This window comes from Promicromonospora iranensis, from assembly GCF_028994775.1.
In the GTDB taxonomy this organism is placed as follows: Bacteria; Actinomycetota; Actinomycetes; order Actinomycetales; family Cellulomonadaceae; genus Promicromonospora; species Promicromonospora iranensis_A.
Window position 1 is genome coordinate 100,890 of record NZ_JAJQMN010000012.1, and the last position, 14,839, is coordinate 115,728.

Sequence of the window (14,839 nt, forward strand, 5' to 3'; positions counted from 1 at the left end):
CCATGGCGAAGGACTACTCCCCTCCGACCACGGGAAGCATACGTGATACGCACGGCGCCCCGCACCTACGGTCTCGGCACACGCCCCTGACCGGCCCCTACGCCGTCGCTGCCTGCATCTGCCGCAGCTCCTTCTTGAGGCCCGAGATCTCGTCACGCAAGCGGGCCGCCACCTCGAACTGCAGCTCGGCCGCCGCCGCGTGCATCTGGTCGGTGAGCTCCTGGATCAGCTCGGCCAGCTCGCTCGCCGCGGCACCGGACAGCCGGTTGCCCGTCGTCGCGGCCTCCTTCGGCGCACCCGGCATCCGGGCGCCCCGGCCCTCGCCCTTCGCCTTGCGGTTGTTCCGGTACCCCCCGGCGAGCAGCTCCTGGGTGTCCAGGTCCTCGCGGGCGAGCATGTCGGTGACGTCGGCGATCTTCTTGCGCAGCGGCTGGGGGTCCAGACCGCGCTCCGTGTTGTAGGCCACCTGCTTCTCGCGACGCCGTGTCGTCTCGTCGATCGCCATGCGCATCGCCGGAGTGATCTTGTCCGCGTACATGTGGACCTGGCCGGACACGTTACGGGCCGCGCGGCCGATGGTCTGGATGAGGGACCGCCCGGACCGCAGGAATCCCTCCTTGTCGGCGTCGAGGATCGCCACGAGCGACACCTCGGGCAGGTCGAGTCCCTCGCGCAGCAGGTTGATGCCCACGAGCACGTCGTACTCGCCGAGCCGCAGCTCGCGCAGCAGCTCGACGCGCCGCAGCGTGTCGACGTCCGAGTGCAGGTACCGCACCCGCACGTTGCGCTCCAGGAAGTAGTCCGTGAGGTCCTCGGCCATCTTCTTGGTCAGGGTCGTCACCAGCACGCGCTCGTTGCGGTCGACACGGTCGCGGATCTCGCCCAGCAGGTCGTCGATCTGGCCGGTGGTCGGCTTCACGATCACCTCGGGATCGACCAGGCCGGTCGGGCGGATGACCTGCTCCACCACGCCGTCGGACAGCGAGCGCTCGTAGTCGCCGGGCGTGGCCGACAGGTACACCGTCTGCCCGATGCGCTCGGTGAACTCCTCCCACTTGAGCGGGCGGTTGTCCATGGCGCTGGGCAGGCGGAAGCCGTGGTCCACGAGGGCGCGCTTGCGGGAGGCGTCGCCCTCGTACATGGCGCCGATCTGGGGCACCGTCTGGTGCGACTCGTCGATGACGAGCAGGAAGTCCTCGGGGAAGTAGTCGAGCAGCGTGTTGGGCGCGGTGCCCGGCTCGCGACCGTCGATGTGCATCGAGTAGTTCTCGATGCCGCTGCAGGTGCCGATCGAGCGCATCATCTCGATGTCGTAGGTGGTGCGCATGCGCAGCCGCTGCGCCTCCAGCAGCTTGCCCTGCTTCTCCAGCTCGGCCAGTCGGTCCTCGAGCTCCTTCTCGATGCCGCCGATGGCGCGCTCCATGCGCTCCGGACCGGCCACGTAGTGCGTGGCCGGGAACACGTAGACCGACTGCTCGTTGCGGACGACGTCCCCGGTGAGCGGGTGCAGGGTCTGGATCGACTCGATCTCGTCGCCGAACATCTCGATCCGGATCGCGAGCTCCTCGTACACCGGGATGATCTCCACCGTGTCGCCGCGCACCCGGAACGTGCCGCGCGTGAACGACATGTCGTTGCGCGTGTACTGCATGGTCACGAACTGGCGCAGCAGCTTGTCGCGGTCCACGACGTCGCCCACGTCGAGCCGCACCATGCGGTCCACGTACTCCTGCGGGGTGCCCAGGCCGTAGATGCACGAGACCGAGGCGACCACGATCACGTCGCGCCGCGTGAGCAGCGACGACGTCGCCGAGTGCCGCAGCCGCTCCACCTCGTCGTTGATCGACGAGTCCTTCTCGATGTACGTGTCCGACTGCGCGATGTACGCCTCAGGCTGGTAGTAGTCGTAGTACGAGACGAAGTACTCGACCGCGTTGTTCGGCAGCAGCTCCCGGAACTCCGTGGCGAGCTGCGCCGCGAGCGTCTTGTTGGGTGCCATGACGAGGGTCGGGCGCTGCAGCTGCTCGACGAGCCAGGCCGTCGTCGCCGACTTGCCGGTACCCGTGGCGCCCAGCAGGACCACGTCCTTCTCGCCGGCCTGGACGCGCTTGGTCAGCTCGGCGATCGCCGTCGGCTGGTCGCCTGCCGGCTCGTATTCGGAGATGACCTCGAACGGGGCCACCGTGCGCTGCAGATCGGTCACGGGTCGCATGTGACTACGGTACGACCGACCACTGACACTCCCCCGCCGGGCGCCCACGCGGCCGGACCGGTGTGCCCGGCGGCGAGGGCGCCACGCGGTCCGTCAGTGCACCGCTCCTGCGGGCACCGTCGGCTCCGTCACCTCGCCGCGAGCCGCGGCGAGCGTCGTGCGCACCACGATCTCCAGGGCGCGGGCGACCGCCTCGAGCGGGAGGTGCGCCTCGCCGCCGTCGGACAGCGCCGAGGCGGACACCTCTCCGCCGACCTCCTCGGTGGTGCGCGGTACGTGGACGAAGCCGGACAGCACGCCGGGCCGCTCGGCCAGGGCGTGCTGCAGCGCGTAGAAGGTGGCGTTGCAGACGTACGTCCCCGCGCTGTACGTGACGCCGGCCGGGATGCCCGCCGCCCGCACCGCGGCAACTGCTGCCTTGACCGGGAGGGTGGCGAACCGGGCGTCGGGACCGCCGTCGGCCACCGGGGCGTCGATGGGCTGGGCACCGCCGTTGTCGGGGATGCGGGCGTCCATCAAGTTGATGGCGACCTGCTCGACCCGCACCTGGGTGACCCCGGCCGCCAGCCCCACGGCGAGGACGACGTCGGGCCGGTGCTCGTCCAGCAGCCGTAGCAGCGGGCCGTCCGCGGCGCGGACCTGGTCGAACTCCACCGGGAGGACCGCCGTGACGAGCTCGTCCGGACCTGCCCAGCTCGCCGCGAGCGCCGCCACCGCGTCCGCCGACGCGTTGGTGGCGTCACCGCCGAACGGCTCGAAACCTGTGACCAGTACCTTCATCACGCACGCTCCTTACCCGGACCGTGCGGGTCACGCCGGCCGGATCACACGGAGTCCGCCTCCGCCTCCTGCGCGACCTCTCCGGCCACGCGCTGCCACAGGGTATCCACCTGGGCGCGCAGGTCGTCCTCGCTCCCCGAACCGTCCAGGGTGAAGTCCGCGGCAGCGAGCCGCTCATCGTCCGTGGCCTGTGCGTCGAGACGGGAGCGCGCCGCCTCCTCGCTCAGTCCGCGACCTTCCACGAGACGGCGTACCCGCTGCTCGGCGGGCGTGTGCACCACCACGAGCAGGTGGAAGTGCTCGGTCTGGCCGGTCTCCACGAGCAGCGGGATGTCGTGCACGACGACGGCGGTGGGGTCCGCGGCAGCCGCCATGGCCTCCCGCTCCGCCGACAGCCGCCGCACCTCCGGATGCACTATGTCGTTCAGCCGGTTGCGGGCGGCGTCGTCGGCGAAGACCAGGGCGCCGAGGCCCGGCCGGTCGAGGCTGCCGTCCGGCGTCAGGACGACGTCGCCGAACGCCTCGACGATCTCGGCCAGGCCTACCGTCCCGGGCGCCACCGCTTCACGGGCGAGCAGGTCGTGGTCGATGACGACGGCGCCGAGCTCGGCCAGTCGTGCTGTCGCGACCGACTTGCCGGCCGCGATCCCTCCGGTCAGTCCGATGCGAAACATGTGGTCCTCAGTGCCCGGGAACGTTGAGATCCTGCGGTTGTCCGCCCGACTGACGATGGCGCGTGCTCGCGCGTGCCATTCCGGCCGGAGCCTGCGGCACGGGGGCGCCGCTGCGCGTCCAGGCTACCTGCCGTCAGGTCCGGTCGCTCGAAGCGGTCCAAGCACGTACCCGTCTCCTCCGGAGGCGACCCGTCGACCAGCCCTACGACACCGACCGTCGGGATCCGCCCGGGCACGCGGCCATCCTCTGGGCCACCTGGTCTGTGACCGTCGTCCTGCTCCCGTGCCGCAACGGGTGGCGCTCTCGGACCGCTTGTTTCTCCGGTGCCGATGCGCCGCACGTCCCCACCGGGGGCCCAGTACATTTCAGGGCATGCAGCGGATCACGCCGGGCGGGTCGCGATGGCGCAGGACCTTGCCATGGTTTGGTGGCGGCGGACTCGCACTCGGTGCGCTGGTCGGTGGCGTGGCCGCCGCGCTGGTCCCGGCCGACGCCCCGGCCGTGGTCGTCGCGATCGCGGCGGAGGTGGGACTCGTCACCGGGCTGGTCGTCGAGTTTCTCACCGGCCTGGCCATAGAGGCCCATGCCCGGACCCGCAGAGCCGCCGAAGAGTTCGCCGCACTGACCGAGCGGGCGCCGCGTGGCTTCGCTGCGATGCTGTCGCCGCACCATGCGGCCGAGCTAGGTCTGCCGTTCCACGGACGGCAGGACGAGGTGCGGGCGCTGCTGGCCTGGTGCACGAGCACCGCACCCGACGTGACGCCGTTCCGGCTCCTCACCGGACCCGGCGGCGTGGGCAAGACACGACTCGCGGACGAGCTGCAGCGGCGGCTACGAGCGCAGGACGCGGAGTGGAGATGCCTGTTCCTGAGCACCGAGCGGGGTACCGAGCCGGGGGCGGTCGCCGGCCTGCGTCAGCACGCCGGGAGCCGCCCCCTGCTCGTGATCGTGGACTACGCGGAGAACCGGCCCGGGCTGCGGAGCTTCTTGCGGGACGCCTTCGAGGACCCGGGAACGATCCGGGTGCTGCTGCTGGCGCGCGCCGCCGGTGAATGGTGGCACCGGCTCACCGCGATCTCGGGCGGGCTGGGCGCAGCGCTGCATGCCGGGTACACCGACGAAGACGGTAACCCGGGTGCGGACCTTCCCGACGTCGATGTGGAGCCGCACGAAGTCGTCGCGGCGGCAGCCCGGGTGTTCGCCGATCGGCTCGGTGTGCCCGCCCCGCCGGTCGCGGCCGGTGCCGGGGAACTGCGGGTGCTGGATCTGACCGCCCTGGCCCTCGTCGAGGTCCTGGGTGTCGGGAAGGACCCGCACGGTCCGACCGTGGCGACACCGCCGACCCCTGGGGAGGTGTTCACCGAGCTGCTCCGGCACGAGGCGAGCGGGTACTGGGCGGCCACGGCCACCGAGGCCGGTCTGAGCGAGCGCCTGCCCGTCGCGATGCAGCAGGTGCTGGTCGCCGCCGTAGCGCTGCTCGGGACGACCGACGAGGCCTCGACCATCCGGCTCGTGGAGCGCGTGCTCGGCACGTTCACCGAGGACCCGACCCCGGACCCGCTCGTGGCCGCGCGGTGGCTCCGTAAGACCTACCTCCCTGTCGAGGGCACGACCTCCTGGGTCGAGCCGCTGGCCCCCGACCGCGTCGCCGAGCACCTGGTGGTCCAGGTCCTGACTCGTTCGCCCGGCCCGGTGGCTCGACGTGTCGTTGCTCTGCTCGAGGACCTCACGGCCGACCAGGCAGCCAGTGCGATGACGCTCCTGTGGCGGGCCGGGACAGATCCGATGCGGGACCAAGCGGAGCAGGAGGCGATCCGGGCGCTGGCCGACCACCTTGTCGAGCACCTCCCGGCCGTTCCCCAGGTCTACCACCAGGTGCTCGCGATGGTGCCCTGGCCATCGGCGATCATGACGCCTACAGCCGGCCTCCTCGCGCAGAAGCAGCACGAGGCACTCGACCAGCACCCCGACGACGACACGCACGCTCAGGCCGCTCTCCTCCTCGGGAACTGGTTCATGCAGCTCGGCCGCAGGTCGGAGGCCCTGCCACCGACCCAGCGCGCCGTGGACCTGTACGAACAGCTCGCCCAGGAGGATCCGGAACGCTACGGCGCCGATCTCGCGAGCGCCCTGAACGATCTGGGGGTCCGGTTCTACGAGCTGGGGCGGACGGACGAAGCGCTGCCACCGACCCAGCGCGCCGTCGACCTGCGTGAGCAGCTCGCCCACGCACGCCCCGACCGTTTTGACCCAGACCTTGCCAGGTCCCTGATCAACCTCGGGATCCGCTACTCCGAGCTGGGACGACCGGAGGAGGGTCTACGACCCACCCGACGCGCCGTCGACCTGTACGAACAGCTGGCCCGGACCAGCCCTGTCCACTACGACGCGGATCTCGCCCGGGCCCTGATCAACCTCGGGCTCCGGTACGCGGAGCTCGGGCGTTCCGCGGAAGCACTCCCTCCTGTTCAGCGCGCCGTCGAGATCCGCGAGCGACTCGCCCGCAGCCGCCCGGACCGCTACAACCCCGAGCTCGCCAGGTCCCTGACGGAGCTCGGGATCCGACTCACCGAACTGGGTCGCCCGGCCGAGGCCTTACCGGCCACCCAGCACGCCGTCGACCTGCACGAACGGCTGGTCGACGCCAATCCGGACCGCTACGAACCCGACCTCTCCAGGACGCTGACCAACCTCGGGACCCAGCTCGCGATGGTGGGGCGTTCCGCCGAGGCCGTGCCACACCTCCGGCGCGCGGTCGAGATCCGCGAGCGGTTCGCCCGTACCAGCCCGGATCGATACAACGCGTCGCTCGCCAAGTCCCTGACCGCCCTCGCGGTCCGGCACCTGGAGCTCGGACGCCCCGGCGAGGCACTGCCGCCGGCCCAGCGCGCCGTCGACCTGTACCAGGCGCTGGTCCAGACCAACCCCGACCGCTACGAACCCGACCTCGCACGAACCCTCGGGGCGGTGGGGAAGATCCTGGGGAGCACCGGCCGGCGTGCCGATGCGATCAACACCTTCGAGGACGCGGACGTCGTCTTCGAGCGGGTCGAACGACGCACCCGGGGCAGGCACCGGGCCGAGCACCAACGCCTCCGGATGCTCCTGGACACGCTGCGAGACGGTCGGTCACGGGAACCGGAGCACGACCGCTGAGCCCGGCCCCCTGGGGGTCAGCGGCCTCGTCCGTAGCCGGCCGTGAGCCCCGGGCGCCGGGCAGCGTCACACCCGGGCGGGCGTGCGAGCCGCCTGCCGCTCCGGCGTGAACGCCACCGGCAGCACCGCCGGGTACCGCGACCAGGGCGACGGCGCCCAGGTCACCTCGGGGTCGGTGAGGCGCAGGTCGAGGCGCTCCATGAGGCTCTCCACCGCGATCTTCACCACCAGCCGTCCCGGCCGACGGGCGGGGCACGCGTGGGGCCCGACGCCGAACGACAGGTGGGACCGGTTGTTCGCCTCGAACAGGTCGTCCGTGGTGCGCACCCGCGGATCGTTGTTCGCGGCGGCCAGGCCCATGACGATCGCGTCCCCGGCCCGGATCCGTACCTCGCCGAGCGTGCAGTCCGTGACCGCGTACCGCGCGGGCAGGTTCGCCACCGGCGGCTCGCTCCACAGCGTCTCGTCCAGCGCGTCGTCCAGGCCCCTGCGCACCCCGGTGACCCGACCGGTGTAGCGCGGGTCGGTGAGCATGCGGCGCAGCGTGGCCGCGATCCAGGTCACGAGCATCTCGTTGGCGGCGCAGATCGCCACGACCATCGAGTGCACGATCTCCGTGTCGTTCTCGAAGCTCGGGTGCTCCACGAAGCGGGCGGTGAGGTTGTTCCCGGGGTCCTCCCGCGTCGCGAGGACGTGGTCGAGCACGATCTGGTCCATGGTGGCCAGCGCCGTCACGGAGTCGCCCCCATGCCCGAAGATGCCGTGCGCGCACCGCAGGAGGGCGATGCCCTGCCGCTCGTCGAACCCGAACATCCCCGACACCGACAGGAAGGACACCGCCGCCGCGTACCCGCCGATCAGGTCGGCGTGACCCTGGGCGGCGAAGGAGTCGATGAGCCGGCTGCACACGCCGCGCACCATCGCGGCGGTCTGCGCCTCGTCCATGCTCGCGAACGCCTCGTCCACGGGCAGCCGCAGCCGCCGGTGGTCCGCGCCGTCCGCGTAGTACAGCGCGCGCCGGCCCGCCGGGGACAGGATCGCGTGCAGGGTCGAGTCCAGCGGCAGCCGCTCCTTCCAGTGCCGCGGGTCGCGCGCGAAGACGCTCTCCGTGCGCATCACCTCCATGACCTCGGCGTGCCCCAGCACGAGCCAGCCGGGCACTCCCGGCTCCAGGTCCACGGGGGCCACGGGACCCCATTGGTCCTGCAGCGTCCGCAGTGCCGCAGTCATGTCCTCCGCGCCGGTCAGATCTACCAGCGCCACGCGACCTCCGCTTCGCTGCGGTTCCCGGTCAGACATGGCCCTCCACCCGTCGATATTCATCGAATCATCCATCGAAGTATGGGGCGACCTGCGTAGACGCCCGATCGTGGGTTTCTATCACGGGCTGCGGAGAACACGTAACACCCGTGTGGTCCAGTTCACCCCCGACCAAACCCGCTACGTTCGGGCCACCTGTGCTCACGGGTACGGCAGCGGCCGCACGCGGCAGCGCCGATACCCGCTGGATCCGGCCCGCGTGGGACCATGCAACCGTGAGCATGCACGGTGGCGGCGGGAGTATGGGCGGAGGCCGCGCGATGCGGTCGTTCACGCAGGACGGTTCGGTCGCACACCAGCGCCTCGGCTGGGACACGCTGCGGCGCATAGCGGGTTTCGCCCGCCCCTACCGGGGTCGGCTCATCCTGTTCGTGCTGATCCTGGCCCTGGAGGCGGCCGCGGGTGCCGCCACCCCGTTGCTGTTCCAACGGATCATCGACCACGGCATCGTCGACGGCGACACGCGCCTGGTGGTCCTCCTGGCCGGTGCGGCGGCGGTGCTCGCGATCGTCGCCGCCGGCCTGTCCGTGGCGGACCGGCTCGTCTCGTCCCAGGTGGGCGAGGGACTCATCCTCGACCTGCGCGTCGCAGTGTTCGACCACGTGCAGCGCATGCCGCTCGCCTTCTTCTCCCGCGCCCGGACGGGCGCGCTGGTGCAACGGCTCAACGGCGACGTGCTCGGCGCGCAGCGTGCCTTCACGTCCACCCTGCAGACCGTCGTCTCCAACACCCTGACCATCGCGTTCACGCTCGCGGCGATGCTCACCATGTCGTGGGAGCTCACGCTCGGGGCGCTCACGCTGGTGCCGCTGTTCGTGCTTCCCGCGCGCTGGTTCGGCCGGCGGCTCGCAACCCTGACCCGGCGCGGCATGGAGGTGGACGCCGACCTGGGCCAGGTCATGAACGAGCGGTTCAACGTCTCCGGCGCGCACCTCGTGAAGATCTTCGGTGATCCTGCGACCGAGTCCGAGCGGTTCGCCGAACCCGCCCGCGAGCGCCGCGACATCGGCGTCCGCACCGCCCTGCTCGGTACGTGGTTCCGGGTGGGACTGGCGACCATCGCGTCGCTCGCCGTGGCGGGCGTGTACGGGCTGGGCGGTCTGCAGGCCATCGCGGGTGAGCTCACGGTCGGCACCGTCGTCGCGCTGGCCACCTATCTCACGCGTCTGTACGGGCCCTTGACGGCGATGGCGAACGTCCAGGTCGACGTCATGACGGCGCTCGTGTCGTTCGAGCGTGTGCTGGAGGTCCTCGACCTGGAGCCGTCGGTGGCCGAGAAGCCGGACGCCGTCGACCTGCGGGCCGCCGTCGCCGACCGGGGTGCGTCGGTCTCGCTGACGGACGTGACGTTCCGGTACCCGCGGGCCGAGGAGGTGTCGCTCGCGTCCCTGGAGTCGGTCGCGGGCCAGCGGAAGGACCCGACGGCGGACACCCTGGTCGATGTCTCGTTCGAGGTTCCGGCGGGGTCGATGGTGGCGCTCGTCGGGCCGTCCGGGGCGGGCAAGACCACCGTGTCCCAGCTGGTCAGCCGCATGTACGACCCGACGTCGGGCGCGGTGCGCATCGCCGGGACCGACCTGCGCGACGTGACGTTCGCGTCGCTGCGGGCCACCGTCGGCGTCGTCTCCCAGGACGCGCACCTGTTCCACGACACGATGGCGGCGAACCTCCGGTTCGTCCGCCCGGAGGCGACGGACGCCGACCTGGAGCGGGTGCTGCGCCAGGCGCGCATCTGGGACCTGGTCGACCGGCTGCCCGAGGGCCTGGAGACGGTGGTGGGTGACCGCGGCTACCGGCTGTCCGGCGGTGAGCGGCAGCGCCTCGCGATCGCCCGGCTGCTGCTCAAGGCGCCCGACGTCGTGGTGCTCGACGAGGCGACCGCGCACCTCGACTCGGAGTCCGAGGCGGCCGTGCAGGTCGCCCTCGACCAGGCGCTCGCCGGACGGACGTCGCTGGTCATCGCGCACCGGCTGTCCACGGTCCGGGCGGCGGACCGCATAGTGGTGCTCGCCGACGGTCGGATCGCCCAGTCCGGCACGCACGCCGAGCTGATCGCCGCCGGGGGCCTGTACGCCGACCTGTACCGGACCCAGTTCGCGGCAACCGCCTGAGCACGCACCCGGCGCAGTGACGCGCTCAGCACGCCTTGCTCCGGTTGCCATGCCCGATGGGCTACCGCGCCGACGTCGGGTTCCGGATCGCCGCGTCGATCCGCGCGAGCACCGCCCGGGACCGCTCGAGCTCGGACCGGTACCGCTCGGGCAGGTCGGCCGCGAGCCGGCGACGCATGTCCACCGCCTCCTGCGCGTGCCCCAGCGCCGTGACGTTGTCGCCGACCGCGCTCAGCGCGCTGGCCAGGTTGGAGAGCGCGAGCGCCAGGTCGGGCCGGTGCTTGTCGGGGTTCTCGATGACGAGCTGGCGCCGCATCACCACCGCCTCGCGCATGGGCCGCAGGGCCTCCTCCGCCCGGCCCAGGTCCAGCAGGGTGGCGCCCAGGTTCGCCAGCGCCTCCGCGAGTCCCGTGCGGTACTTCTCCGGCTGCTCGCGCACGAGCCGGCGCAGCATGTCGACCGCCTCCTGCGTGGGCCGCAGCGCCTCGTCGAACCGGCCCAGGTCCGCGTACCGCACGCCGAGGTTGGACAGGGACTGCGCGAGGTACTTCAGGGACCGGGCGTTGCCGCTCGCGAGGCCCCGGCGGATGGCCACGGCCTCCTCCTCGAGCAGGACCGCCTCGTCGTACCTGCCGCGCCGGGCCAGGGTGACACCGAGGTTGGACAGCGAATGGGCAAGGTAGTGCAGGTACCGGTCGGGGTGTTCGTCGGCGAGCTCGCGCCGGATCTCCAGCGCCTCCCGCTCGAGCCGGAGCGACTCGTCGGCGCGGCCGGTGGTCGAGTACAGCGCACCGAGCGCGGACAGGGCGCCGGCGAGGTCGGCACGGGTGCCGCGCTCGTTCTCCTTGGCGAGCCGGCGCTGGAGCTCCAGCGCCTCGACCAGCACCACGCCGGCCTCCTCGTACCGTCCGAGCGCTTCCAGCGTGGTGCCGAGCTGGCCGAGCGACCAGGCCAGCTCACCGAGGTGCTCGGGGCGCGCGGCGGCGAGCCGGCGGCGGATCGCCACAGCCTCGGCGTTGGCGGGCAGTGCGTCCTCCGGCCGCCCGCTCTCCGTGAGGGCCTCGAAGTTGCCCAGGACAGCCGCGACCCGCGGCTCGTACCGGACGGGGTCACCCTCCGCCAGGCGGCGGTAGATGTCGAGCGACGTGCGCTGCGCCACCTCGATCTCGCCGACCCGGCCGAGCTCCGTGTAGGAGATCCCGGCGTTCAGCAGGGCGCACGCGTGCTCGGCGTCGGCCCACGGCCGGTCGCCCGGCGGGAACCGGCGGCAGAGGGCGACCACCTCCTCCTGCACCGCGAGGGCGTCGCTGTGCCGGCCCACCGCCAGGTACCCCGTCCCGAGGTTGTTCAGGGCGTTGCACAGCGCGGGGCGGTGCCGGTTCTCGTCACCCCAGGCGTGACCACGCCACAGACCCACCGCCTCCTGCAGCACACCGACCGCCGCGTCCGGCTCGCCCTCGGCGATCAGCACGACGCCGAGGTCGGTCAGCGCCTCACCGCGGGCCGCGTCGTCGCCTGCTGCCCGGGCGAGGTCCGCCACCCGGTGGGTGAGGCGGTCGAGCACCGGCACAGCCAGAGGGCCCGACGACCTTGGCAGCCGACGCGTCACCCGCGTCAGCGCGGGCAGGTCCTCGGCCCGTTCGGCCGGCAGGGCCGAGACCGCCGCCTCGATGAGCCGGCCTGTGATGTCACGCCCAGCGGTGGGCCGGTCCAGGGTCATCTCGGTCGCGAACGACAGCACCGCCAACGCCTGCTCCGGCGCCAGATCGCGCGTGCAGGCGGCGGTGAGCTCCTCCGACGCCGCCAGGGCGCGCGCGACGAGCAGCTCCGCCAGTGGCGGGACAGCCGGCAGGTGCCCGCGCACCCAGGTCACGGCGTCCGCCGTCCGGCCCGCCGCGGGTTCCGCACCGGCACGGCGCAGGGCGGCACGTATGCCGTCGTCGGTCGCGTCCCCCAGCAGAGTCGCCGTCGCGAGCGCGGCCTCGGCGGCTCTCGGCGCGAGCCCTGCGCCGGCCGCGGAGATCGCCCACCGGGAACGCTCGTGGTCGAGCACGAGGTCGAGCGCGGCGGCCGGGTCACCGACGTCCTTGCTCCCGTCGAGCACCATGGCGAGCGCGGTGGCGTGCAGGTCCAGCGCACGCAGCTGCTGTTCCGGCTCCGGCTGGAAGCGCACGCGCGGGAGCGGCCGGTTCAGTGCCCTGGCGAAGCGTGTCGTCGCCGCCTCCAGGAGGGCACGGTGGTCGTCCGGGCGCTCGACCTCCAGACCGAGCGCCGGGTCGAAGGCGATGTCGAGCGTCCGGTCGAGCGCCGGGTCCAGCGCCATCTCGCTGACCGACGGCGTCCGGCCGGCCCAGAGCCGGCTGGTCCACCGCTCCCGGCGCCACCACTCCCCGCCGGTGCGTGCCGTGCACAGGACGCGCAGTCGCCCCCGCGACCGGCTGGTCCCGAGGGCATCGAACATCGCCGGGAGGCCGGGTCTGGACGCGGCGTCGTCGACCACGAGCAGGACCCGGCGCGCATCGGCGACAGCGGACACCGCGGCCACCTCACCGCCGGGTGGCACGTGCACCACGGTCCATCCGGTCCGACGCAACCGCCTGCCGAGCTCGAGCACCAGGCGCGTCTTGCCCACACCACCGAGCCCGCACAGCAGACGCAGCGCCAACGGCTCCCGCGACCGGACCCAGGACCGCAGCTCCGCCAGCTCGCGCCCACGGCCCATGAACGGCACGATGCCGCGCTCGGGCGCGAGGAGAGCGGCTGGGCTCGTGCCCCGCATCTCGTCGGGTCCGGGTCGGCTCATGGGGAGTCATCCAACAGCACGGCGACCGTCCTGGCCAGTGAGCGTGTGATACGTCCGAGCGACCCGAGAAGGGTGTTCTCGCAGGTCAGCGGCCTGGCGCTGGTCACAGGCACACCCACCGCACCGCATCCTGAAAACGACGACGGCCCGCCGCCCCCGAAGGGGCGACGGGCCGTCGATCAGCTCGGGTCAGTTACCCGTGAGCTTCTCACGGAGCGCGGCGAGCGCCTCGTCCGAAGCCAGCGTGCCGCCGACCTCCTCAACCGGAGCCGAGGAGTAGGTGGTGCTGCCGCCACCGGCCGGCGCGGCGGCCGGGGCGTCGGCCGGAGCCTCGGTGTCCGCGGCGATCGCCTCGGCGACCTGCTTGCGGTGCGCGGTCCAGCGCTCGTGCGCCTTGGCGTACTCCGCCTCCCACGCCTCGCGCTGTGCCTCGAAGCCCTCGAGCCACTCGTTGGTCTCCGGGTCGAAGCCGTCCGGGTACTTGTAGTTCCCGGCGTCGTCGTACTCGGCGGCCATGCCGTACAGCGCGGGGTCGAAGTCCTCGGACTCCGGGTCCACGCCCTCGTTGGCCTGCTTGAGCGACAGCGAGATGCGGCGACGCTCCAGGTCGATGTCGATGACCTTGACGAAGACCTCGGCACCGACGGTGACGACCTGCTCCGGCAGCTCGACGTGGCGCACGGCCAGCTCCGAGATGTGGACCAGGCCCTCGATGCCGTCCTCGACGCGAACGAACGCACCGAACGGGACGAGCTTGGTGACCTTACCCGGCACGACCTGACCGATGGCGTGCGTACGGGCGAAGGTCTGCCACGGGTCCTCCTGCGTCGCCTTCAGCGACAGGGAGACACGCTCGCGGTCGAAGTCGACGTCGAGCACCTCGACGGTGACCTCCTGGCCGACCTCGACGACCTCGGACGGGTGGTCGATGTGCTTCCAGGACAGCTCCGAGACGTGCACCAGACCGTCGACGCCGCCGAGGTCCACGAACGCACCGAAGTTGACGATCGAGGAGACGACACCCGGGCGCACCTGGCCCTTCTGCAGGGTCTGCAGGAAGGTGGAGCGCACCTCGGACTGCGTCTGCTCGAGCCAGGCACGGCGCGAGAGCACGACGTTGTTCCGGTTCTTGTCGAGCTCGATGATCTTGGCCTCGATCTCCTTGCCGACGTACGGCTGGAGGTCGCGGACGCGACGCATCTCCACGAGGGAGGCGGGGAGGAAGCCGCGCAGGCCGATGTCGAGGATGAGGCCGCCCTTGACGACCTCGATGACGGTGCCGGTGACGACGCCGTCCTCTTCCTTGATCTTCTCGATCGTGCCCCAGGCGCGCTCGTACTGTGCGCGCTTCTTGGACAGGATCAGCCGACCTTCCTTGTCCTCCTTCTGGAGGACCAGGGCCTCGACGGCGTCACCGACGGCGACAACCTCGCCAGGGTCGACGTCGTGCTTGATCGAGAGCTCCCGGGACGGGATCACACCCTCGGTCTTGTAGCCGATGTCGAGAAGGACCTCGTCGCGGTCCACCTTGACGATCGTGCCTTCGACGATGTCACCATCGTTGAAGTACTTGATGGTGGCGTCGATGGCAGCAAGGAAGTCCTCCTCGGTGCCGATGTCGTTGACGGCAACCTGGGGTGCGGACTTCGCAGGGGTGGAGATGGTCATTGAGTTCGATGCTCCGATGCGGACATGGCGTAGTACGGACAGGGTCTGTTTGGCTCTGCTTGTGCGGTACCGAGGGTCGCCAGAAGGCGCACGGCACCGCCAGTCATCCTAGTG

Annotated in this window: 8 protein-coding genes; 2 read left to right on the forward strand and 6 right to left on the reverse strand. The window is 71.7% G+C overall.

Annotated features, from left to right (window positions below):
- Positions 1-97: 97 nt before the first annotated feature.
- The 3 genes from uvrB to coaE form a co-directional block, all read right to left on the reverse strand.
- Positions 98-2,212 (reverse strand): excinuclease ABC subunit UvrB, encoded by a 2,115-nt coding sequence (gene uvrB / locus LUU90_RS21250; RefSeq protein WP_275005943.1) that lies wholly within the window; start codon positions 2,210-2,212, stop codon positions 98-100.
- A gap of 93 nt (positions 2,213-2,305) precedes the next feature.
- A complete protein-coding gene (locus LUU90_RS21255; protein ID WP_275006007.1) occupies positions 2,306-2,992 on the reverse strand; it encodes a pyroglutamyl-peptidase I in 687 nt (228 codons plus the stop codon).
- 44 nt (positions 2,993-3,036) lie between these two features.
- Entirely contained in the window at positions 3,037-3,666 is a 630-nt protein-coding gene (gene coaE / locus LUU90_RS21260) for a dephospho-CoA kinase (RefSeq protein WP_275005945.1), read from the reverse strand.
- A 373-nt stretch (positions 3,667-4,039) separates the two neighbouring features.
- On the opposite strand from coaE, the gene LUU90_RS21265 reads away from it, so the two are divergent.
- Positions 4,040-6,823 (forward strand): tetratricopeptide repeat protein, encoded by a 2,784-nt coding sequence (locus LUU90_RS21265; RefSeq protein WP_275005947.1) that lies wholly within the window; start codon positions 4,040-4,042, stop codon positions 6,821-6,823.
- Between the two features lie 66 nt (positions 6,824-6,889).
- On the opposite strand, the gene LUU90_RS21270 is transcribed toward LUU90_RS21265, so the two are convergent.
- Complete coding sequence (locus LUU90_RS21270; protein ID WP_275005948.1) at positions 6,890-8,086, reverse strand: cytochrome P450; 1,197 nt, start codon at positions 8,084-8,086, stop codon at positions 6,890-6,892.
- Positions 8,087-8,364: 278 nt separating this feature from the next.
- Between LUU90_RS21270 and LUU90_RS21275 the strand changes: the two genes are divergently transcribed.
- The gene (locus tag LUU90_RS21275) at positions 8,365-10,254 is read left to right on the forward strand and encodes an ABC transporter ATP-binding protein (protein WP_275006008.1); all 1,890 of its coding nucleotides are present in this window, start codon (positions 8,365-8,367) and stop codon (positions 10,252-10,254) included.
- Positions 10,255-10,315: 61 nt separating this feature from the next.
- Here LUU90_RS21275 and LUU90_RS21280 read toward each other — a convergent pair whose 3' ends face one another.
- Together LUU90_RS21280 and rpsA are read right to left on the reverse strand one after the other, a co-directional pair.
- Positions 10,316-13,057 (reverse strand): tetratricopeptide repeat protein, encoded by a 2,742-nt coding sequence (locus LUU90_RS21280; RefSeq protein WP_275005949.1) that lies wholly within the window; start codon positions 13,055-13,057, stop codon positions 10,316-10,318.
- Positions 13,058-13,246: 189 nt separating this feature from the next.
- On the reverse strand, positions 13,247-14,725 hold the full coding sequence (gene rpsA / locus LUU90_RS21285; RefSeq protein ID WP_274995412.1) for a 30S ribosomal protein S1: 1,479 nt from the start codon (positions 14,723-14,725) through the stop codon (positions 13,247-13,249).
- Positions 14,726-14,839: the final 114 nt, after the last annotated feature.

What these genes read in the sequence shown, in the direction of transcription:
- rpsA (WP_274995412.1), bottom strand. Translation starts at nt 14,725, where the DNA reads ATGACCATCTCCACCCCTGCGAAGTCCGCACCCCAGGTTGCCGTCAAC.
- LUU90_RS21265 (WP_275005947.1), top strand. Translation starts at nt 4,040, where the DNA reads ATGCAGCGGATCACGCCGGGCGGGTCGCGATGGCGCAGGACCTTGCCA.
- coaE (WP_275005945.1), bottom strand. Translation starts at nt 3,666, where the DNA reads ATGTTTCGCATCGGACTGACCGGAGGGATCGCGGCCGGCAAGTCGGTC.
- LUU90_RS21280 (WP_275005949.1), bottom strand. Translation starts at nt 13,057, where the DNA reads ATGAGCCGACCCGGACCCGACGAGATGCGGGGCACGAGCCCAGCCGCT.
- LUU90_RS21275 (WP_275006008.1), top strand. Translation starts at nt 8,365, where the DNA reads ATGCACGGTGGCGGCGGGAGTATGGGCGGAGGCCGCGCGATGCGGTCG.
- uvrB (WP_275005943.1), bottom strand. Translation starts at nt 2,212, where the DNA reads ATGCGACCCGTGACCGATCTGCAGCGCACGGTGGCCCCGTTCGAGGTC.
- LUU90_RS21255 (WP_275006007.1), bottom strand. Translation starts at nt 2,992, where the DNA reads ATGAAGGTACTGGTCACAGGTTTCGAGCCGTTCGGCGGTGACGCCACC.